Source organism: Vibrio sp. 10N.261.55.A7, assembly GCF_002877365.1.
Classification (GTDB): Bacteria; Pseudomonadota; Gammaproteobacteria; order Enterobacterales; family Vibrionaceae; genus Vibrio.
In genome coordinates this window covers 1-19,661 of sequence record NZ_MCWZ01000306.1, presented here as the reverse complement: position 1 = coordinate 19,661, position 19,661 = coordinate 1, and the positions used below count along the sequence as shown (strand labels likewise).

General features: G+C 43.0%; 21 protein-coding genes. 12 read left to right on the top strand and 9 right to left on the bottom strand.

Annotated elements, in window-relative coordinates; genetic code table 11:
- The first annotated feature begins 316 nt into the window (after positions 1-316).
- From ihfA to BCU12_RS18305, 6 genes are all read left to right on the top strand, one after another.
- On the top strand, positions 317-613 hold the full coding sequence (gene ihfA / locus BCU12_RS18330) for an integration host factor subunit alpha (protein ID WP_102405695.1): 297 nt from the start codon (positions 317-319) through the stop codon (positions 611-613).
- A 943-nt stretch (positions 614-1,556) separates the two neighbouring features.
- Positions 1,557-2,231: a PAS domain-containing protein gene (locus tag BCU12_RS18325; RefSeq protein ID WP_102405694.1), complete on the top strand. Its 675-nt coding sequence runs from the start codon at positions 1,557-1,559 to the stop codon at positions 2,229-2,231.
- Positions 2,232-2,253: 22 nt separating this feature from the next.
- Positions 2,254-2,637: a RidA family protein gene (locus BCU12_RS18320; RefSeq protein WP_102405693.1), complete on the top strand. Its 384-nt coding sequence runs from the start codon at positions 2,254-2,256 to the stop codon at positions 2,635-2,637.
- Between the two features lie 24 nt (positions 2,638-2,661).
- On the top strand, positions 2,662-4,071 hold the full coding sequence (locus tag BCU12_RS18315) for a cation:dicarboxylase symporter family transporter (RefSeq protein ID WP_102405692.1): 1,410 nt from the start codon (positions 2,662-2,664) through the stop codon (positions 4,069-4,071).
- A 67-nt stretch (positions 4,072-4,138) separates the two neighbouring features.
- On the top strand, positions 4,139-5,461 hold the full coding sequence (locus BCU12_RS18310; protein ID WP_102405691.1) for a CoA-disulfide reductase: 1,323 nt from the start codon (positions 4,139-4,141) through the stop codon (positions 5,459-5,461).
- Between the two features lie 182 nt (positions 5,462-5,643).
- Positions 5,644-6,462, top strand: coding sequence for an MBL fold metallo-hydrolase (locus BCU12_RS18305; RefSeq protein ID WP_102405690.1), 819 nt, complete (start codon positions 5,644-5,646; stop codon positions 6,460-6,462).
- 154 nt (positions 6,463-6,616) lie between these two features.
- Here the strand turns inward: BCU12_RS18305 and BCU12_RS18300 are convergent, their stop codons facing one another.
- Together BCU12_RS18300 and BCU12_RS18295 are read right to left on the bottom strand one after the other, a co-directional pair.
- Positions 6,617-7,168 (bottom strand): DUF1415 domain-containing protein, encoded by a 552-nt coding sequence (locus tag BCU12_RS18300; protein ID WP_102405689.1) that lies wholly within the window; start codon positions 7,166-7,168, stop codon positions 6,617-6,619.
- Positions 7,169-7,292: 124 nt separating this feature from the next.
- A complete protein-coding gene (locus BCU12_RS18295; protein WP_102405688.1) occupies positions 7,293-8,510 on the bottom strand; it encodes an MFS transporter in 1,218 nt (405 codons plus the stop codon).
- Between the two features lie 142 nt (positions 8,511-8,652).
- On the opposite strand from BCU12_RS18295, the gene BCU12_RS18290 reads away from it, so the two are divergent.
- Positions 8,653-9,522 (top strand): LysR family transcriptional regulator, encoded by an 870-nt coding sequence (locus BCU12_RS18290; protein ID WP_102405687.1) that lies wholly within the window; start codon positions 8,653-8,655, stop codon positions 9,520-9,522.
- A 101-nt stretch (positions 9,523-9,623) separates the two neighbouring features.
- On the opposite strand, the gene BCU12_RS18285 is transcribed toward BCU12_RS18290, so the two are convergent.
- Positions 9,624-9,851 (bottom strand): glutaredoxin family protein, encoded by a 228-nt coding sequence (locus BCU12_RS18285; RefSeq protein WP_102405686.1) that lies wholly within the window; start codon positions 9,849-9,851, stop codon positions 9,624-9,626.
- Positions 9,852-10,049: 198 nt separating this feature from the next.
- Here BCU12_RS18285 and BCU12_RS18280 point away from each other — a divergent pair, with 198 nt between their 5' ends.
- The 3 genes from BCU12_RS18280 to BCU12_RS23495 are packed head-to-tail and all read left to right on the top strand — an operon-like array spanning position 10,050 to position 11,824.
- Positions 10,050-10,550, top strand: coding sequence for a M48 family metallopeptidase (locus BCU12_RS18280; protein WP_102405685.1), 501 nt, complete (start codon positions 10,050-10,052; stop codon positions 10,548-10,550).
- 49 nt (positions 10,551-10,599) lie between these two features.
- Complete coding sequence (gene rlmF, locus BCU12_RS18275; protein ID WP_241909873.1) at positions 10,600-11,595, top strand: 23S rRNA (adenine(1618)-N(6))-methyltransferase RlmF; 996 nt, start codon at positions 10,600-10,602, stop codon at positions 11,593-11,595.
- Positions 11,596-11,653: 58 nt separating this feature from the next.
- Positions 11,654-11,824: a hypothetical protein gene (locus BCU12_RS23495; protein WP_198599374.1), complete on the top strand. Its 171-nt coding sequence runs from the start codon at positions 11,654-11,656 to the stop codon at positions 11,822-11,824.
- A gap of 59 nt (positions 11,825-11,883) precedes the next feature.
- Here BCU12_RS23495 and pilW read toward each other — a convergent pair whose 3' ends face one another.
- Together pilW and metA are read right to left on the bottom strand one after the other, a co-directional pair.
- Positions 11,884-12,609: a type IV pilus biogenesis/stability protein PilW gene (gene pilW / locus BCU12_RS18270; RefSeq protein ID WP_102405683.1), complete on the bottom strand. Its 726-nt coding sequence runs from the start codon at positions 12,607-12,609 to the stop codon at positions 11,884-11,886.
- A 170-nt stretch (positions 12,610-12,779) separates the two neighbouring features.
- Positions 12,780-13,721 carry a homoserine O-succinyltransferase gene (metA, locus tag BCU12_RS18265; RefSeq protein ID WP_102405682.1) on the bottom strand — a complete coding sequence of 314 codons (942 nt, stop codon included), beginning with the start codon at positions 13,719-13,721 and terminating at the stop codon, positions 12,780-12,782.
- 132 nt (positions 13,722-13,853) lie between these two features.
- On the opposite strand from metA, the gene BCU12_RS18260 reads away from it, so the two are divergent.
- Positions 13,854-14,246: an AAA family ATPase gene (locus BCU12_RS18260; RefSeq protein WP_102405681.1), complete on the top strand. Its 393-nt coding sequence runs from the start codon at positions 13,854-13,856 to the stop codon at positions 14,244-14,246.
- Positions 14,225-14,665 carry a DUF3859 domain-containing protein gene (locus BCU12_RS18255; RefSeq protein WP_102405680.1) on the top strand — a complete coding sequence of 147 codons (441 nt, stop codon included), beginning with the start codon at positions 14,225-14,227 and terminating at the stop codon, positions 14,663-14,665. Before BCU12_RS18260 ends, BCU12_RS18255 begins: the two co-directional genes overlap by 22 nt.
- Positions 14,666-14,752: 87 nt before the next feature.
- Here the strand turns inward: BCU12_RS18255 and BCU12_RS18250 are convergent, their stop codons facing one another.
- The 4 genes from BCU12_RS18250 to BCU12_RS18235 all read right to left on the bottom strand — a co-directional run.
- Positions 14,753-16,267, bottom strand: coding sequence for an EAL domain-containing protein (locus BCU12_RS18250; RefSeq protein WP_102405679.1), 1,515 nt, complete (start codon positions 16,265-16,267; stop codon positions 14,753-14,755).
- A 315-nt stretch (positions 16,268-16,582) separates the two neighbouring features.
- A complete protein-coding gene (locus BCU12_RS18245; RefSeq protein ID WP_102405678.1) occupies positions 16,583-18,109 on the bottom strand; it encodes a tripartite tricarboxylate transporter permease in 1,527 nt (508 codons plus the stop codon).
- 14 nt (positions 18,110-18,123) lie between these two features.
- Complete coding sequence (locus BCU12_RS18240; RefSeq protein ID WP_102405677.1) at positions 18,124-18,621, bottom strand: tripartite tricarboxylate transporter TctB family protein; 498 nt, start codon at positions 18,619-18,621, stop codon at positions 18,124-18,126.
- Between the two features lie 251 nt (positions 18,622-18,872).
- A partial coding sequence (locus BCU12_RS18235) for a tripartite tricarboxylate transporter substrate-binding protein (protein ID WP_102405676.1) occupies positions 18,873-19,661 on the bottom strand: 789 nt, incomplete at its 5' end.

Sequence of the window (19,661 nt, the reverse complement as noted above, 5' to 3'; positions counted from 1 at the left end):
AGTCTTGACCAAATAATTACAAAAAAGTTAATATGATATTTTTTGGTTCTAAATTTTATTTTTTGCATGTTTATTGGGTTTTAATACTGCTATTTGGCTGCTAACCTCCTTTTATAGATTTAAAGTTCTTTTTGTTTTCGAAAATACCAAACTGTTCATAGATTTGTCTTAGAAATGGATTAGAAAAAAGTTGGCGAAAATCAGAAGCTTGGCTTACACTTTCCAAGGTAAAGCCGATATGTTGTTGATTGGCTAGGCAAAATGCTTTGGCGCTGCAAACTGCAGCAATGTTAAACATAGCTTTAAGGGGAGTTTTATGGCGCTCACAAAGGCCGATCTGGCTGAGAACCTGTTTGAAAAACTTGGATACAGTAAACGGGATGCCAAGGAAACGGTTGAAGTGTTTTTTGAGGAAGTTCGAAAAGCACTCGAAAGTGGCGAGCAGGTAAAGCTGTCTGGTTTTGGTAATTTCGATCTACGTGACAAGAGTGAACGTCCTGGTCGAAACCCTAAAACTGGCGAAGACATTCCTATTACTGCTCGACGTGTCGTTACATTCCGACCGGGACAAAAGTTAAAAGCCCGAGTGGAAAACATAAAAGTTGAGAAGTAGCTGATCAATTGACCACGTATTGCGTGGTCTTTTTGTATGGTTAGCCGTTCATTCGACTATTTAATTACAATGTCCGAATGAAAAATTATAAAGGGAGTGCTATTGCACTTCCTTTTGCGTTAAAGGAACAGCAACAAGTGTTTCAGCATCTCAAGCGTGGTTTGTTCATCCTCTCGACCTTGTCGCTACATAGCTTGAAGATCCTCTTCTGATTTTCACCGTTGTTTTATTATCATCGAAATCGAGTAATGTAACTATTTTTCGGCTTGCCATAAGAACAGAGAGAAACGCTAACTAGTTTTTCTCTAAAGAAACCAACCATTTGATTAAAAGTTTGTTCTAGTCTCAACTCATTATCTAATGACTTAACAACCAAATTAGACAGCAAGTTCTAACCTAAGGACTGTTCTTCAACCATTCGGTCTTATCTCTTTACCCAGCAGAGCTCATTTAGAACTCTATGCATCTACCATTTCACTGTATTGATTTAGACGAATTTTCATTTGCCAACCAACGAGTGTTAGTCGAAAGCGACTTAACCCCCTAATAAAGCTCCTCTCGAAAAATGCTCTTGACTCTTTAAGCACATATCTTGTGTAACAATGAGATCGTTTTATTGGAACTCGACATTCACAATGATCTACGTGTATCTGTTGAAGTTTAGATAGTGTTTGTTTTATGAGCGAACACGCCAAATTAGATGCGCTAAAAAGTAAATTTAGTTTAATTATGTAAACTATGGCGAAGGTAACAAAATTCAACTGGGATGACGAAAGTAGTGTGATCTATGGCAGTAATATTTACTATTTCACCTTTCTATAGTTTGATTTGGCTCAATTTAGGGTGATTTTTAAGGTTTAATAAAGTTAACTGTAATTTGCCATGTTACCACTTTGGGATTAATCTAGCCCCACTGAGTAAATTAATGTAAACGAGTGGAAGAATGCTAAAGCAAGTTAAATTTACGCAACAGGATCGAGAGTCGTTAACTAACTACTTTCGCCTCGCAGATACCATTGCCGATCTTATCGGCCCGCACTGTGAGGTTGTTATTCACTCGTTTGAAAGCTTTGAAGAATCCGTTGTAAAGATCGTAAATGGCCACCATACCGGCCGAGCAATGGGATCGCCGATTACCGATCTAGGCTTGAAAATGTGGCGAGACTACGAATGCTCCGGTGTTGTCTCTCCGAAGAGTTACTTTACGAACAGTAGCGATGGTTCACTTCTTAAATCAACCACTTGCATTTTAGCGGGTGTCGATAGCAAAGCAATTGGCATGTTGTGCATCAACATGAACCTCTCTTTCCCATTTCCAGAAATCATCAAAACATTAATGCCAGACGTATCCGTTGCAACAACCGTTGTGAGTGAAAACTTCAGCACCAATGCAACCGACGTCATCGACCAAGCACTAAACAGTGTTATTGAAGAAGTTGACAACGATGATTCAGTGTCGAGTAAAGGGCGTAATAAGGCCATTACTAAACGTCTTTTTGATAATGGTGTTTTTGAACTGAAAGAGACCACCACACAAGTTTCAGATCGCTTGGGGATCACACGCCAGGCGGTCTACAAATATCTTCGCGAATTTAAATCTGAATTTTTAACTAATTAATCATCTACATAAGGCAATAAGAATGAGAAAAATAGTCAATACTAACGACGCTCCGGCTGCCATTGGGCCGTACTCACAGGGTGTGACATACGCAGAATTAGTATTTACTTCAGGCCAGCTTCCATTGGTACCAGACACAATGGAATTTGCTCAAGGTGGGATCACTGAGCAGTCTCGACAATCGCTAGAAAATTTAAAAGCTGTATTAGAAGAGGGTGGAGCAGGTATTGATACCGTAATCAAAACCACTTGCTTCCTGTCAAATATGGAAGACTTTGCTGCGTTCAATGCAGTTTATTCGGATGTTTTTGGAACGGAAAACGCTCCAGCTCGCTCATGTGTAGAAGCTGCTCGTTTACCAAAAGACGCATTGGTTGAAGTTGAAGCCGTTGCTTATCGTAAGTAATCACAGGGTTGGTTGGAGTATCTTATGAGTATTACATTTATTGCACTTAGTATTATGTTCTTTGGCTTTTATGCCGTGCTGTCTAAGTTCAAAAAACAGAAAAAAACCTTTAACTTCCGTGTGTTATCTGCATTAGTCGGTGGTTTATTATTCGGTGGAGCCATTCAGATTACACTGGGTTTTGGCAACGAAGCCGTCAACGGTTTTGCTGAGCTCATCTCAGTATTCGGTAAAGGCTACATCAAACTTCTACAAATGATTGTTATCCCGCTTGTCTTCGTGGCGATGATCTCTTCAATCATGAATGTAGAAGGGGGTGGAGCGCTATCACGTATCGCACCTAAAGTTATTGGTGTATTGATTGTAACGTGTGGTCTATCTGCATTAATTGGTGTTGCTGCAATCTACATCTTCGGCATTGATGCTAACGCTCTTGTGAGCACCGTTGGCTCAAGTGCAGCAATGGACGCTCGTGGTGCAAACCTGGCTTCTACACAGGAATCAATGGCGAACAATGGTTTAGCAAGTCTTGCGCTTTCTATTATCCCAGCCAACATCTTTGACATGCTAACGGGATCGGAAAGAACCTCTACGCTTTCAACTGTTCTGTTCGGTATGTTCCTTGGTTACTGCATCCTGCAAGTCAGAACTCGTCGTCCTGAAAAAGTACAAAGTTTTGTTGATTTCATCAACGCGGCTAAAGAAGTTGTACTGTCTATGGTACGTGAAATCTTGAAGCTGACTCCTTACGGCGTATTTGCTCTGATGACAACATTCATGATGTCAAACGACTTGTTCGCACTGGCTGAAATGGGTCGCTTCCTTGTCGCGAGCTACGCAGCAATCTTCGTAATGTACGCTATCCACATCGGTATGGTTGCTTTCACGGGTCTTTCTCCAATGCAGTTCGTTAAGAAGACTTGGCCTGTACTTGTGTTCGGTTTCGGCTCTCGTTCAAGCATGGCGGCTATCCCACTAAACGTTGAAACTCAAACTCAACGCATGGGTATCGACGAAGAAACAGCGAACATGTCAGCAACATTTGGTACAAGTATCGGCCAAAACGGCTGTGCAGGTATTTACCCAGCCATGCTTGCTATCATGTCTGCTCAAGTTATGGGCATTCCTGTAGACTTCGCCTTCATCGCTCAACTGGTTGCGGTTATTGCTATCGCATCATTTGGTATCGCTGGTGTGGGTGGTGGTGCAACGTTCGCGGCCGTTGCTGTACTGACTATCATGGGTCTAGACATCACGGTTGTTGCCATCCTAGTGTCAATCGAAGCTCTGATTGACATGGCTCGTACGGCGCTTAACATCTCTGGTTCTATGCTATCAGGTGTTCTCACCGCTAAGAAGAATGGCACTATGGATGAAGAAGCATACAATGCTGAACATGCGAACCCATCTTCAGACAGTGAAGTCGTCGCGTAATCACTATGTGACTTTGAATTAGCTCCTACGGGAGCTAATTTTGTTTAATATTTATAGGTAAGAAAAGATGACAACAGTAATCTTAGGTGGCAATGCCGCTGGCATGAGTTTCGCTGCAAAGTACAAACGTAACCAACCAAGTGAAGAGATCATCGTTATCGAAAAACGTGACTACGTCTCTTTCGGTGGTTGTGGTTTGCCTTATTTCACTGCAGGCATGTTTGATGACACTGAGCGTTTGATTTCTCGTACGCCAGAGCAAGCTATTGCATCAGGCTTAGATCTGCGTTTGGACTCTGAAGTTATCGGTTTAGACAAAGCAAACAAATCGGTTGCGATCAAGCATGGCGACGAGGAATACCAACTGGCGTACGACAAGCTGATCGTATGTACGGGTGCTCGTCCTATCGTACCAAACTTTGGTGAGTACAACTCTGAGCATGTTTATACATTAACAAGCATGGAAGATGGCCTAGCCGTTAAAGAAGCTTTCAAAGACAAAGAACTGAAGAACGTTTGTATCATTGGCGCGGGTTTCATTGGACTAGAAGTGTTTGATGCGGCGGAACATTTGGGTAAAAACGTCACCATTATTGAACGTGAAGCGACAATGATGAGCCGCCAGTTTAGCCCAGAAATGATCGACACTGTTGAAGATGCCATTCGTGAAAGTGGTGCTGAGTTAAAGCTGAGTTGCAGTGTAGAAAGCATTACTGATGCGTTGGATGGCGGATACGATGTTCAAACTGACAGTGGTGTTGTTAAAGCCGACATTGTGATTATGTCACTTGGCTTCAAGCCAAACACAGACGCGTTTGACCTGCCAAAGTATGACAATGGCGCGCTACTCACGAATGAGTTGGGTCAAACCGAAGACGAACATATCTATGCTGTGGGCGACTGTGCGACAAGCTACCATATCGCAATGGATAAGATGGTTTATCTGCCGCTGGCGACAACAGCCAACAAGCAAGCGCGTATGATGGCGGATCACCTTGCAGGAAAAGATACCTTCCTTAATGGATTTTTAGGTTCATCATGCTTGAAAGTGCTGGATTTGGAACTTGCGTGTACCGGTATTTCTGAAGTTGTGGCAAAAGAGCACGGTATGGAATACAAGACGTCCATCATCAAAGACAAGAACCAAACGGATTATTGCCCAGGGCAAGAAGACATCAAAATTAAGGTGCTTTACCACCCTGAAACAAAAGTCCTTTTGGGTGGCGAGATCATTGGTAAGAAGGGCGCCGTTGGTCGTATCAATGCCTTAGCCGTCGCGATTACCGCTAAGATGACGACTCAACAATTGGGGTATTTAGATTTTGCTTACGCGCCCCCTTTTGCACGAACATGGGATGCACTCAATGTTGCTGGAAATGTAGCCAAATAACAGTCGGTTACCTAACTACCTTCTGAATAAAAATGCCAGTCATGTTCATTGACTGGCATTTTTTTTGATATTTATTCGAGCGTTTACAGACGATATTTGGTTTCCAAACTACACTTTTCATTAACGTACTTATAGGTGATACGACTATCAATAATAATGAATAACAAGCGCTAGGGGGCGACATGGCAAAGCAAAAGGTTCAGCACTTCTTTCACCCAGTTTCAGGCACTATTAGTTATGTCGTCTCCGATGTAGCAACCAATGAAGCGATCATTATTGACCCTGTCGCTGACTACAATGAAATCTCCGGGGAGGTGACGTTTGAATCCTCTCAAATGATCCTCGATTACGTTCAAAAGCATCAGTTACATGTAACGGCAATATTGGAAACACACATTCATGCTGATCACTTAACCGGTTCTTTCTTCTTACATGAAAAGCTCAATGCGCCTATTCATGTCTCTGACGCAGTGAAAGAGGTCTATGCGTCATGGAAAGACGATCTCGCGCTCAATGAAATGTACGAGTTTGAAAACTACTTACTCGATCATGAACACCTTGGTTTTGGTGAGTCAGACATCGAAGTGATTAATACGCCAGGGCACACACCTGCTGATCTCACGTATAAAGTTGGGGATGCGGTTTTTGTCGGAGATTCTCTGTTCCACCGTGGCACCGGGAGAGCCGATTTCCCCGGGGGTAGCGCTAAGCAGATGTTCCACTCGTTAGAAAAACTCTACGATATGGACGACGATACCAAAGTTTACCTGTGCCACAACTACCCTAAAACAGCTGAAGAATTGGTTCATATGACCACGATTGGTGAGGAAAAGCATGAGAACTGCTTTATTACTGAAAACACAACGGAAGAGGAATTTGTGACTCACCGAGAAGAAAGGGATGGGCAACTGGCTGAGCCCAAATTGATTAACCCTGCGTTGGTGTATAACCTGACGTCTCAATTGCCAAGGGATAGCGTGGTATCAGAAAGGCTGGGGTAAGCGCGACCAAGAAAAGAGCAACTAAAAAGAGAACGAATGAGTGAGATCGAAAATAGGCATCAATCTCATTCATTATCAGATTACCTTGCTGCTTTCCTTAACTAAGCAGATACGGGGTAACTAAGCGGATATAGATTAACTAAAAATAGATGGATTAACTAAAAAGATAGGGGAACAGCTTCGCCTTTTCTTCCTGAGTTAAAGATTCCACACGCGCTATGTTTGTGTCTGGTATTGCTTCAGGGTTTGGATAGTGTTTCAGAACCTTCTCCATACTCTCTTCACGAATGAGGTGAATGGTTGGATAAGGGGAGCGATTGGTGAGGTTCTCGGCATCACTGGGTTGCGTTCCATGGAAATAGTAATCAGGGTGGAAAGTGGCGACTTGGTAAATACCTTCATAGTCTTGCTGTTTAATTAGGCCATCAACCCAATCAAGGAAGAAGTTGTAATCCATAAAATCTTGGAGCACATCTGGAAATACGACGAGAGTGGTTTCAAGCTCATTTGGATCTTTGCTGTCGAGGATCTGAAACTCTTCTAGAATGAATTCTAAGAGTTGCTCTTCTGTCTTAGCGGGCGTAACGGCAATTTTAATCTGCTTATTTTTATTGGGTTTGTGTGCAAAAGGGCAGAGATTGAGATTGATGATGACATCTTCGAGCCATTGCTGAGTCCGCTTTTCAGCCAGTTGATATTTATTCATTAGAGATTCTTAGTCAATTTTTGCAACAGAATAGCAGAAAACCGCTGGAAGACTAAAGATCGATAGAGTCTTAAGCTCGTTAGTACCGAAGCGTCTTACGTCTCTGTGAGCATTTTGATATTGCCTAAGCAGTATGAGCGGTGGATTCATCGAAGGGGGCAGACTGTTTTATTGTGCGTTGATAGAGCGCGTAACAGAGTGTAAATAGAAGAACATACAGACACATTCCTCCCGCAACAACCCCAGACCATGCCCCGTGTTGCCAACAGTAGATTAGAAAGAACCCACCTAAACTCCCACCAATATAATAATGCATGAGATACAATGCGGTTGCCGTTGCTTTGGCGTGTGTGGCTTTCTGGCTGACCCAAGAATAGGCGAGTGTATGCGTGAAGAATGCCCCAAAACTTATCAGTAATAGCCCAGCTAACATCATAGGTAGCGTATCTATGAGAGCCACCCACATACCAATCATACTGATGATGCTGCCTGTGATCATGCCCGAAATGGGCTGTTTAGATTGCGTCCATTTACCGGTCAGTTTTGAGCTGAGCGTTCCTGCTAAATAACATAAAAAGATAAGGGAGGCTAAGCCAAGCGGAAGGTTATGGGGTTCACTGACGAGTCTGAATCCCATGACGGAATATAGGTTAACAAAAAGAGCAAAATTGACACCGCCAATGAGCATGGCAAACCAAATCGTACGATTTTTTAAGTGTTTCACTAGTGCTCGGTTGTGATGAAAGAACAAGCCCCTTTGTGGCGTGAAATTCTCTTGTTTCGGTAAGATAGTGCTGACAATGATCGCGCCTATGAGCGTCAAAATAGCCAATACCGCAACGGCGTGCTGCCAACTGAACAAGTCAGATAACGTCCCCCCTAGAATTCGACCGACTATGCCGCCCAGTGAGTTGGCCGCAATGTAGCCTCCAATCGCACGTCCAAAAGCCGCCGGATCAAGCTCCTCTACCATATAAGCCACCGCCACAGAGGCAAAAGCAGAGAGTGCGATACCCATTAACCCCCTAGCAGCCAATAGCAACCAATAGCTGTCACTGACTAGCATCAATGCCCCGACGACGGGCATAGAAAACAGACCTATCAGCATGACATTTCTTCGCCCAAAGGATTCCGAACAAATGGCCCATGGCACCAGAAAGATTGAAAGAGCAAAAGTAGAAGCTGCAAACACGCCATTGATCTGCGTTTCTGAAACGGAAAAGTGCCCGGCAAGCATCGGAAGAATCGGTTGGAAAAGGTAAAGGTTACAAAAGACGAGGAAAGAACCAAGGGCTAAGCTCAGTGTTATCTTGCGATATTTGGCGCTACCAAATTCTGCCATTGGAGAGTCCTAATTGTCGGAGAAAAAAGCAATATTCGCCAAAGGGATATGGCCAAACCTGCACTGTGTGATCAAAATATCAGCGAAATGGTGATTAATAAAATATATTAAAAATATAGGCTCAATATATTTTGGATATAATGTGGATAGTCGACAGTTAAAACACTTTGCTGCCGTTGCAGAGCATGGACATTTTACGATGGCAGCGAAAGCTTTAAACATTGCCCAGCCCGCGTTAAGCATTTCAATTAAGAAATTTGAGCAGCAATTGGGTGTTATGCTTTTTAAGCGTCAAGACCGAAAAGTAGAGTTGACCCATGAAGGCAGTGTTCTGTATGAACATGCCAAACGTATCCTGCAACAGTTGGGTGATGCGCAACTCGCAATGGATGAGTTGATTGGGTTAGACAAGGGCGAAGTACGCCTTGGTGCGCCAAGCATGATGGGTTCCTATTTCTTTCCCGAAATCTTGATGGCATTCAAATCGCAATATCCAAATTTGAAACTGACGCTGGTGGATGCGGGTACGCAGTCTATAAGAGAAATGTTATTGGCTGGCGAACTTGATATTGGAGTGATCGTTAACCAAGATATTCCCCATGACCTCGATGTTGATCATTTAATGGTAGGCGAAATGGTGGCGGTGGTGTCAGAACAACATCCTCTGGCAGAAAAAACATCGATTACATACCCTGAATTTTTTGAGCATGAACTGGTGATGTTCAAACCCGGCTATTTTCATCGGGACTTTATCGATAAGGTTTCGCGTGAAGGCGACTACAATCTCAAATTCTCATTCGAAACCAATCTGATTCCAATGATACTCAATATAGTAAAGAGGGAGTTCGCCATATCGGCACTGCTTAATTTGGTCACCAATCACGAACCTGGGGTGGTTGGCATTCCATTTGAAGAGCCTGTAAAGATGGATCTCGTGCTTGCTTGGAGAAAGGATGGCTATCAATCAAAAGCCGATAAAACATTTATCGACTTTGTTAAGTGTTATGTTTAGCAGACATAAGTGATGAGTCATCACTGCCTAGTTACGAGTGCTAAGTTATGAGTGCTTGGGTATGAGTGCTTGGGTATGAGTGCTTGGGTATGAGTGATTAGCTACGAGTTGTACATTCTCTCGAAATTCTTTTGATTCCAGCCGACCATCACTTGATCACCAATCTTTAGTACTGGAATAGAACGTGCGCCCATTGCTTGAAGTTCCTTTCTTCCCCTTTGCATTTTCGCGTTGGTTAAGCGGTACTTGTAGCCCTTTGAATCGAGGTAGCGTTGAGCGTCTTTGCAATGTGGGCACTTGTCTGCAACATAAAGAACTAAACGTTTCATAATCGACTCTACCTTTATCCGTTTACTCATGGGTTTGATGAGGTTTAAGCCGCTGCACATAAAGTTAAGAGGCTCTACTTCGAGCGCGGGAGTTTAGCCGAAATTGCTGTTGGAGAAAAGTACGTAGACAAAAATCAATGAATCACAGAGCCAATTCCGATAAACTTAGCGGCCGTTTTTATTACTGTCACTGAGCTTATGCACTCCTCTCTTCGTTATGTTCAAGGTTATCCAGAACATATAGTTTCTCAAATCGAACAGCTTGTTAACTCAAACAAATTAGTGACCTGGTTTGAAGCTCGCTACCCAGAGAACCACACGATAAAAAGCGAAAAAGCGCTGTTTGAATACACAATGGCGATTAAAAATCGGTCGATGAAAAAGACCTCGCCGCTAAGTAAAGTGGTGTATGACAGTAAAATTCATCTGATCAACAATGCGCTTGGGCTTCATACTTATGTGAATAAAGTGCATGGTGGAAAGATTAAATCGAAAAATGAAATACGAATAGCAAGCGTGTTCAAGGAAGCACCTGAACCGCTTTTGCGTATGCTCGTGGTTCACGAGTTGGCTCATATCAAAGAGAAGAGCCATGACAAGGCATTCTATCAACTATGCTGTCATATGTTGCCGGATTATCACCAACTAGAACTCGATGCGCGAATCTTCATGATGTACCAAGAGCTGAAAAATAAGTGATTTAGTAATGAAAGCCGATAAGAAAAAAAATGAACAGAGCACCTCTTCAATGAAGGTTGAAACGATCAGCTCCAATGGTCTGCACAAGCGAAACAAACATCATGGCCGTTATGATTTCACACAACTGGTAAATGCGCTAGCTGAGTTAAAAGATTGCGTCACGCTTAACCCTCGTGGTGAAGAAAGCATTAATTTTTCAGACCCTAAGTCGGTAAAATTGCTCAATAAAGCATTATTGGCGTACCACTATGACGTGACTCAATGGGATATTCCAGAAGGTTATCTATGTCCACCCATTCCCGGTAGAGCAGATTACATTCACAGGGCCGCGGAGCTACTTACCGCAGAGTGTAAAACAGTGAAGCACTCTATGGTTCGAGCATTAGACATTGGTGTTGGAGCCAACTGTATTTACCCGATCATTGGGGCAAGCGACTATGGTTGGCAGTACGTCGGAAGTGATGTCGACAAGGTGTCAGTCGACAATGCTAACGGCATTGCTCAAGGGAATGCATCACTCGATCGAAAAATTGAGTGTCGATTACAGTCGAATAGCCAAAACTTCTTTAAAGGTATCATTAAAAAAGGGGAATTTTATGACATTACGACCTGTAACCCTCCTTTCCATAAATCACTTCAAGAAGCTGAGCTGGGCACGCAAAGAAAAATTAAAAACCTGAAAGCCAATAAACTCAAAAAAGGTACGTTATCTCTGGCTAGTCAAGACAGCAACTCGAAAGAAACAGGTAATGCGGCGCTTAATTTTGGCGGTCAAAAAGCGGAACTTTGGTGCCCTGGAGGCGAGGCTGCTTTCATAAAAAATATGGTCATTGAAAGTAAAGGGTTTGCTGATCAGGTCTTATGGTTTACCACGTTGATTTCGAAGAAAGACAATGTGAAATGGATTCGAAAAAATCTTGAAAAAGTCAACGCGTTGGAAATGAAAGTGGTTGAGATGAGTCAAGGGCAAAAAATCAGTCGCTTTGTGGCTTGGACATTTAAGAGCCCATCTCAACGGGCTAAATGGTTGAAGCTCAAAGGGTAGACGAGAGCACGCAACAGAGTGTTAGTGAATTCATAGCGAGAATACAGGGGGCAGTAACATGGATATTGAAATTTATATGCCCTGCAACCCCGATTGGTTCTGCAATGGTTTACTTTGGGTATTTCTACTGCTCGGCGTGGTTGGCGCATTGTTGTTTGTTAAAATCGTGATAAATGAATATAGGAAAATTCAGTCACGCGATAAGCAGAATAAAAACAAACGTAAGTAGTTCACCAGAGTAGACTGCCTTCAGTTGGTTGATAAGAGTTATGGCTACCTGCTATTAACCTAAGATTCTTGGCTTATAAACGCGTCTAATTGTTTTTGATAGCGCTCACTCATGACGGTATTCCCTGCCTTTGATTCTAAGTCTATGAGAAGCGAGAGTGAAGATTGATTGACCCCAAACTGTCGATGGAAATTCAGCAGTCTAACCCTTGCTTGGGTGAACTCATCTCTTTCTATTTCTAATTTTGCTAACTGAAACAATGCGCGTGACCGATAAGGGTCATGATCGAGAGTTCGTTTGAAATAGGTTTCGGCAAGTTTATTGTTCCCTGCTTTTAAAGCACAAAACGCGGCGTTTTCGTAGCTGTCAGATGTTCGGTAGTAGGTGGGTTGTTTGATGGCTTGATTGAAATAGTAATCGGCTTGACTAAAGTCACTCTGTTTACACAGAAAGGTCCCGTAGTTATTCAGTACATCTCCATTCTTTGGATTCTGATTAACAGCCCGTTGATACATCTCTTTTGCCGATTGAGTTTCGCCAACCTCATCATAATAGTGCGCCATGCTTAACTGCGTTCGATAATAGTTAGGGGCATGTTCCAATGCACTTTCTAGGTTCTCTCGCGCTTTGATCATGTTGCCCTTTTCCAAATAGCCTAGTCCTAGTGCAACCCTTGTTTCCGCCTTTTCAATTGATGTGGCACTTGAAACAGGAGCGCCTCCTTCAGTCACAGTAACGCAGCCGAGTAGGGTCGTGAGAGATAGTGCGGAAAGTATTTTTTTCATTGGGTGCTCCTTGTTAGCAAGCACATCATATTCAGATTAGATGAGGGATTGAAATGCAGGAAATAACAATGCGAGCAAGTTAGCAATCACAAAAAAACGGCCACTTAAGTGACCGTTTTTATTACGTTTTATCGACTAATTAGTTAGTAATAACGTTGGGTAAAACAGCATTAATCATCTTTAGTGAAATGGTCTTCACTGAATTTGTCCAAATCGTATGGCGTTTGTTGGTAAACGCAGTAGTTTAGCCAGTTAGAGAACAATAAGTGACCATGACTTCGCCAACTCGCACAAGGTTTGTTGTCTGCGTTGTTGTTTGGGTAATAGTTGATTGGCATTGCAGGCTCCATGCCCTCACCAAGATCGCGAATATATTCGTTATGCAGTGTGTGAGCATCGTATTCAGGGTGACCCGTGACAAAGACGTTACGCTTGTCTTTGGTGGAAGCCAGGTAAACACCTGCGATGTCGGACGTTGCGAGAATGTCGAGGTCAGTATGCTCTTCTAAAAACTCAGGAGAGAAATCCGCAAAGCGAGAATGAGGGGCTAGAAAGGTGTCGTCAAACCCACGCAGGATCGGGTGATATTCTTGATGAGTCACATGATGATACACCCCAGAAAGCTTATCTTTTCGTGTACGTTTTGGCAGATCATACAGAAGCTTTAGCCCTGCCTGAGCTGCCCAACAGACATACAATGTTGAGGTCACATGACTCTTAGCCCAGCTCATTATGGTTTTAAGATGATCCCAGTAAATTACATCTTCAAATTGAACTAAGCCTAACGGCGCCCCTGTAATGATTAGGCCATCGAAGTTTCTATTTTTTACCATCTCAAACTGGCGATAGAAGTTGTCTAAATGCTCTGTCGGTGTGTTTTTACTTGGTCGATCGTCGATACGAAGCAGCTCAACATCTACTTGAAGTGGGCTGTTTGAAAGTAAACGAAGGAATTGAGTTTCCGTCTCAATCTTCTTCGGCATAAGATTTAAGATCAATACCTTGAGAGGACGAATCTCCTGAGTTGAAGCTCGAGATTCGGGCATAATGAATATGTTTTCTTCGCGTAAAACATCAGATGCTGGTAGTTGATCGGGGATCTTAATCGGCACAGCTTTTCTCCCTAAGCTATTATTTTAGACGTCTATACATCCAAACTTAACGCAATAATAATGAGATGTCGATAGCAAAATGAATCTAAATTACGTTACTATGTCACCTTCTCAGTTAGTGAGCATTCTGGTATGTCTCAAACACTCACTTTAATTCGGGGTCTTCCTGGCTCTGGTAAGTCAACATTAGCTCGTTCTATGGGTTGTGCTCATTTTGAAGCGGATATGTACTTTATCAATGCGCAAGGAGACTACTGCTATGACGTTAGCCTCATTGGCGATGCTCACGAATGGTGTTACAAGCAAGTAGAGACAAGCCTGATCGATGGCGACAGTGTGGTCGTTTCAAATACGTTTGTCTGTCGTTGGGAAATCCAACCTTATTATAAGCTTGCGCGAAAGTACGCTCTTGAATTTCAAGTGGTGGAGTGTTCAGGCAATTACGGCAGCATTCATGGTGTTGACCAAACAACAATGAAAAAAATGAAAAAACGGTGGCAACAATGGCCAAAAGAACGCCTGTAGTAGACATTTCCTCGTATGGTATTTACACAACATGGGACTCACGCTCTAAAGACCTTCCAAAAATTCGAGAGTTTACGTTACGTGTACCTGCTGAAGTCGATGTGGAATTTGGTTTTATCTTTAACGTCAAAAAGGCAAAGGGAGAGAAGTTTTCGTTTTGCATCGATCACCCTGGCATTTTGAGCAAAAAAGGGGAGGTATTAGAGCCGTTTACAGGCGAGGAGTACGTGAACAGTAACGACTTCGACTTTTACTTGGGTGATACGATTCAGTTACTTATGCCCAATGGGGAGAGTTTTGAATCTAACCTAGGCCCTTGGCGAATGTCGGTTACTCTTGGGGGCAGGGTTGTGGCTGAAAAAACTTTCCATGTTCACGCAAAGGATGAGAGCCAGTTTTGGAAAAATCGCGGGTTCTAGGCTCTCTGTTTAGGTCTTGGTGTCTTTACCGTTGCTGGCGTTTCGCAGAAGTCTTTCCGCAACGACTATTCAGGAAACCCTCAAGATTTAGTTCATCTCATTGTCTTTAAAAAGCTGCTTCAAATCCTCGAGAGGAAGTGGCTTCGAATAATAATAGCCTTGCAACACAGGGACATTCTTTTCAATCAGGTAATTCGCCTGATGCTTTGTTTCAACGCCTTCCGCTACAATGGTTACGCCCAATCGGTCACCTAAATCGATGATGGTGTTGAGCACTGGAGCGCTCACTGATTCGATACCAATTGTATCGATAAAGCACTTATCCACTTTTAGATAATCGAAATTGATAGACTGTAAAACGGAAAGGGAAGTATGGCCTGTTCCAAAGTCGTCGATAGAGATTTTTATTCCCTTATTCCTCAGTTGCTTGATGGTTTCTCTGCCGGTCTGGTCTAGCATTTGGCGTTCAGTGACTTCAATGGTCAACACATAGCCGATGTTGAGAAATTTTGTTCTATATTCTTCAAGTAAATCAATGCAATTTCGCTGATGTAGATAGCTTGGTGGAACATTGATTCCAAGATGAATATCGTTATCGCTTGGGCAGTTTGATAGGTCTTTTAGTGCTTCTTCAATGACGTAATCGGTGATTTTATTGACGAGGTTCTGCTGCTCTGCAATCGGTATGAAAACGTCAGGACGAATAAGCCCAAGCTTAGGGTGGTTCCAGCGAATAAGTGCCTCTAGTCCGTTAATGGTGCCGTTCTTTGAATTGACTAGCGGCTGAAAACACAAGAAAAACTCGTTTCTCTTCAGTCCTTTTTTGAGGTCATCCACTAGCGTCAATCGTTTACGAAATTGCTGGAGTGATAAAAACAGTATCAAAGAAATAAGCAAAGAAACCGCTATTCCACGTAACACCGAGTAAAGCAGTCGATTTGCAGCGTACGAGGGATTGGCTTCAACCAGAATAGTGAAATTGTTTTCAATCGATGATGCAATCGAGTGTATTCTTTCGGGGGAAAAATCATTGTGGTGCGGATAGATTTTGTCGTTTATTTTGAAAGTAACGGAACTCGATCGACTGTTTGCTACGGTATTGAACCGTTCAAAAATCTGACTTGTATTGGCGATAGCAAAGATTCCTGAATGAGGCTTACCGGGAACAGTGTTGGTTATAAAGAGGGTTCGTTGCGCTGGGTTATAATTGATATCGACGAGGTAAATTCCGTCTTTGCTGCCATTGGGCTTTAGAAATGGATTCAGATCTATATGAATAGTACCGCGTTTAGAGGAGCATATAGCAATGCCTTCTTCGACAAGAATGAGCTCACGAGACGTGTTTTCAAACATAAATTCTTCTTGTAAGTCATCACACTCGTCATATTTATTCAGGATTTCCAGGTTGTTCTTGTGGAGAACGGCAATTTGAGAATCCAACAGGTGTAAATAGGCTTTTGAATTGTCATCCATCTCTTTTTGAACCGAACTCATGGTTAAAAAAATGGTGGCAGACAAAACGATGATGAGTGGAAGTATGATGAGAAAAAAGACAGTTTTAAGCGGAGATGAAATGACTGAAGTCGATGGTTTTTGTGTCATAACAGCGGCTGCCTATAAGGTGTTCTTGGGAAGAGTATAGTAAGAGAAATCGCATAAAATAATAGGTCGTCGTCATTATCCTGACGTGATTCTTACTTTTGCACTGAATTAATATCTCAGTATTGAACCTTCACGGTAATAAACCAAAATACCAATCCGTCTCCCTTTGGAAATGAATTCGACCTTTTACTAGCTGACTACCTATTATAGTTAAGTGGCTATCGCTGTTTTATAAAGATACTAAGCTAAAAAAGGAGCAATACGCTCCTTTTCTAGTTTAAAACCAATGTGTCTGTAGTATCAGTGATTGCATCACTATAGCTCTACTTTACTTGGCTGCGATCTCATCTTATTAATCAGTTTAACTAATATCGGGCTAACTAACACAAGCGCGGCTATCACAGTAAAGCTTAGTGTAATAGGGCGTTCCCATAAGAAGCTCAATTCACCATCGCTGATCATCAGTGCCCTACGTAAATTCTCTTCCATAAGCCCTCCTAGAATAAACCCGAGTAATAATGGAGCGAGTGGGAAATTCGCAAGCCTCAAGGCTATCGCACCCATTGCGACTAACAGCATGATGAAAACGTCCATGGTGTTAAAAGAAACAAGATAAACACCCGTTATTGAGAAGAACAGAATCATAGGTAGCAGAACGGTTCTAGGAACAGCTAACAGCTTCGATATATATGGAATCAACGGTAGATTTAAAATCACTAACACGATGTTACCGAAGTACATAGAGATGATGACTGACCAGAACACATCTGGGTGCTCAACGAACAAACGTGGACCAGGTTGAATACCGTAAGCGATCAATGCGCCGAGCATGATAGCGGTTGTCCCTGAACCTGGGATACCCAGTGTTAAGAGTGGAACAAACGAACCGCTTGATGCGGCATTGTTCGCTGACTCTGGGGCAACAAGCCCTCGAATGCTCCCTTTACCAAACTCTTTTTGCTTGTCTTTAGGTGCAAGGCTTCGCTCCATTCCGTAGCTTAGGAAAGCCGCAATCGTTGCACCTGCGCCCGGTAGCACACCGGTAAAGAAGCCAAGAATCGATGAGCGTATGGAAACGGGCGCCACTTCTATGAATTCTTCTTTGGTCACTTTCATACTGCCAATGTCTGAAAGCTTTCTGTTTTCTTCGGCACTGGTGTCTTTTTCAGGTTTCAGAATACCCATTAACGTTTCACCCAAAGCAAAGGTCGCCATTGCTAGGAGTAGGAAACTAAAGCCATCCATAAGATCGGTTAAACCAAAGGTAAAACGTTCGACGCCGACACCTTTATCGATACCAACAGTAGAAAGCATCAACCCCAGTACTGTCATCATCCATGCTTTGATCACTTGGCCTGGCCCTGCAAAAGCAGCAACCGCTGAAAGGCCCAGAATCATCAGTGCGAAATAGTCTGAAGATTGGAAGCTGAGTGACACGCTAGCCAACGCAGGCGCAGCAATCAACAACATGATTGCGGATAGCGTACCACCAGTAAAAGAAGAGTAAGCAGCCAGAGCGAGCGCTTTACCGGCTTGCCCCTTTTGCGCCATTGGGTAGCCATCAAATGCTGTCACTACGGTTGAAGAACAACCAGGTGCGTTGATTAATATAGAGGACGTTGAACCACCAAATACGGCACCATAATAAACACCAGCCATCAGGATAAGGCCTGACGAAGGGTCTAAACCGTAAGTGATAGGGATCATCAGGGCGATGGCTGAAATTGGCCCTAACCCTGGTAGCATTCCAATAAAAGTACCGACAAAGCAGCCGACAATCACCATCATGATGTTCATTGGCATGATTGCGGTAGAGAGCCCTTGTAAAATTCCGTCTAACATAATACTTGTCCTAATTACCAGATGGTAAATATCAGGCCAGGCTCAAGATAAATATCTAGACCTTGCGTGAGTAGTAGATAAAAGGCGATGACAAACGGGAATGACGCGCCTAATAAAATAGGTTTTCTTCGTTCACCCAATATGTAAAAACCGGAAAGTAAGAACAAACTTGTGGCGATAACGAAGCCAACATAAGTGAGACCTAAACCGTAAAGTGCCATCAGTAACAAGAAACCGATGAGAAGTTTCCAGTCAAAATCTGAGACTGCACCACTGTCTTGGTCTTTTTGCCCTGTGATTAACAGAAGCAGAGCGAGTCCAATACCAGCAAATGTAAGAAGTGTAGGGAGTGTCCTTGCGGTGAAAGGTTCGTATTCATCCCCAGGGAAAAGAGGAATGAGAGTGCTTTGATAGCCATAACAAAGGCAAAGCACGAGAAAGATGATTGCTCCGACTCTATCGCGACAGAGTAAGTTTTCTTTACTGAAAAAATTAGTTGGCGAATCCGACATATCCAACTCCATTTGCTTGAGGTAAGAAAAGGCCGTATACGAGCAAGTTAGAGAATAGCTGTCAGGATATTCAATAACAGAAAGTAAGCTGATTGCTGCTAGTCAATTGGCCTACGGGTCTATATACATAAACAAAGGAGTTTTGGGGTTAAACTCGCATACGGCAAAAGGGTTAAACAGGGCTTTTACGAAGAGTTTGACGTATCAGCCCATTTTCATTGATTCAAATATTGATGATTAAAGAAAGTGAGTTACTTGAGAAAGCCAAGCTCACGCATTAGGTCACCCATTTGTTTTTCTTGATCTTCTAGGAAGGCATAGAAATCTTTATCCGCTTTGTAATTGTCTATCCAACCGTTGCGGTCACGAACGACTTCCCATTCAGGAGTTTTGTACATTTTTGTTAGCGCGCTGTTCCATTCGTCAATTTTCTCTTGGCTAGCACCCGGTGCTGCGAAGAAGCCACGCCAGTTAGCAAAGACAGTCTCGTTTCCGTACTCAACAAGTGTTGGAATTTCTGGTGCTGCGGCTAGGCGCTCAGGCGCTGTCACAGCAATGATCTTAACCTGACCAGATTTAGACATTTCTAGCACTTCGCCTAATCCGGTAGAAAGTAGCTGTGTTTCACCTGACAGCAATGCCGCCATCGCTTTACCACCTGCATCGTAAGCGATATAGCGAACTTTTTTGGCATCAAAACCTTCACCTTTGAACGCTGCCGCGACAACCAGATGATCCATACTTCCTCGAGCTGAACCGCCTGCAATTTTAACCTTACGAGGATTCGCTTCGAATTCTTTAACGACGTCTTCCCAAGAGTTGTAAGGAGAGTCAACTGAAGCCACGATAGCGCCGTAGTCGGCAATCGTTGCAGCAACGGGTGTCAGGTCTCGGAAAGATTGAGGGAAAATACCTGTCAGTGAGCGAACGACGATAGGCGTAGAGTTCACCATTAATGTGTCTTCTTGACGCTTAGCTGTTTCAATTAGGTGGGCAATGGCTTTACCGCCACCGCCACCAGAAAGGTTCTGGAATGATAC

Coding starts and splice junctions, on each gene's coding strand:
- BCU12_RS18280 (WP_102405685.1), top strand. CDS start 10,050: ATGCACTCCTCTCTTCGTTATGTTCAAGGTTATCCAGAACATATAGTT.
- pilW (WP_102405683.1), bottom strand. CDS start 12,609: ATGAAAAAAATACTTTCCGCACTATCTCTCACGACCCTACTCGGCTGC.
- BCU12_RS18245 (WP_102405678.1), bottom strand. CDS start 18,109: ATGTTAGACGGAATTTTACAAGGGCTCTCTACCGCAATCATGCCAATG.
- BCU12_RS18255 (WP_102405680.1), top strand. CDS start 14,225: ATGGCCAAAAGAACGCCTGTAGTAGACATTTCCTCGTATGGTATTTAC.
- BCU12_RS18320 (WP_102405693.1), top strand. CDS start 2,254: ATGAGAAAAATAGTCAATACTAACGACGCTCCGGCTGCCATTGGGCCG.
- BCU12_RS18305 (WP_102405690.1), top strand. CDS start 5,644: ATGGCAAAGCAAAAGGTTCAGCACTTCTTTCACCCAGTTTCAGGCACT.
- BCU12_RS18315 (WP_102405692.1), top strand. CDS start 2,662: ATGAGTATTACATTTATTGCACTTAGTATTATGTTCTTTGGCTTTTAT.
- BCU12_RS18325 (WP_102405694.1), top strand. CDS start 1,557: ATGCTAAAGCAAGTTAAATTTACGCAACAGGATCGAGAGTCGTTAACT.
- BCU12_RS18295 (WP_102405688.1), bottom strand. CDS start 8,510: ATGGCAGAATTTGGTAGCGCCAAATATCGCAAGATAACACTGAGCTTA.
- ihfA (WP_102405695.1), top strand. CDS start 317: ATGGCGCTCACAAAGGCCGATCTGGCTGAGAACCTGTTTGAAAAACTT.
- BCU12_RS18250 (WP_102405679.1), bottom strand. CDS start 16,267: ATGACACAAAAACCATCGACTTCAGTCATTTCATCTCCGCTTAAAACT.
- rlmF (WP_241909873.1), top strand. CDS start 10,600: ATGAAGGTTGAAACGATCAGCTCCAATGGTCTGCACAAGCGAAACAAA.
- BCU12_RS23495 (WP_198599374.1), top strand. CDS start 11,654: ATGGATATTGAAATTTATATGCCCTGCAACCCCGATTGGTTCTGCAAT.
- BCU12_RS18260 (WP_102405681.1), top strand. CDS start 13,854: ATGTCTCAAACACTCACTTTAATTCGGGGTCTTCCTGGCTCTGGTAAG.
- BCU12_RS18300 (WP_102405689.1), bottom strand. CDS start 7,168: ATGAATAAATATCAACTGGCTGAAAAGCGGACTCAGCAATGGCTCGAA.
- BCU12_RS18310 (WP_102405691.1), top strand. CDS start 4,139: ATGACAACAGTAATCTTAGGTGGCAATGCCGCTGGCATGAGTTTCGCT.
- BCU12_RS18240 (WP_102405677.1), bottom strand. CDS start 18,621: ATGTCGGATTCGCCAACTAATTTTTTCAGTAAAGAAAACTTACTCTGT.
- BCU12_RS18285 (WP_102405686.1), bottom strand. CDS start 9,851: ATGAAACGTTTAGTTCTTTATGTTGCAGACAAGTGCCCACATTGCAAA.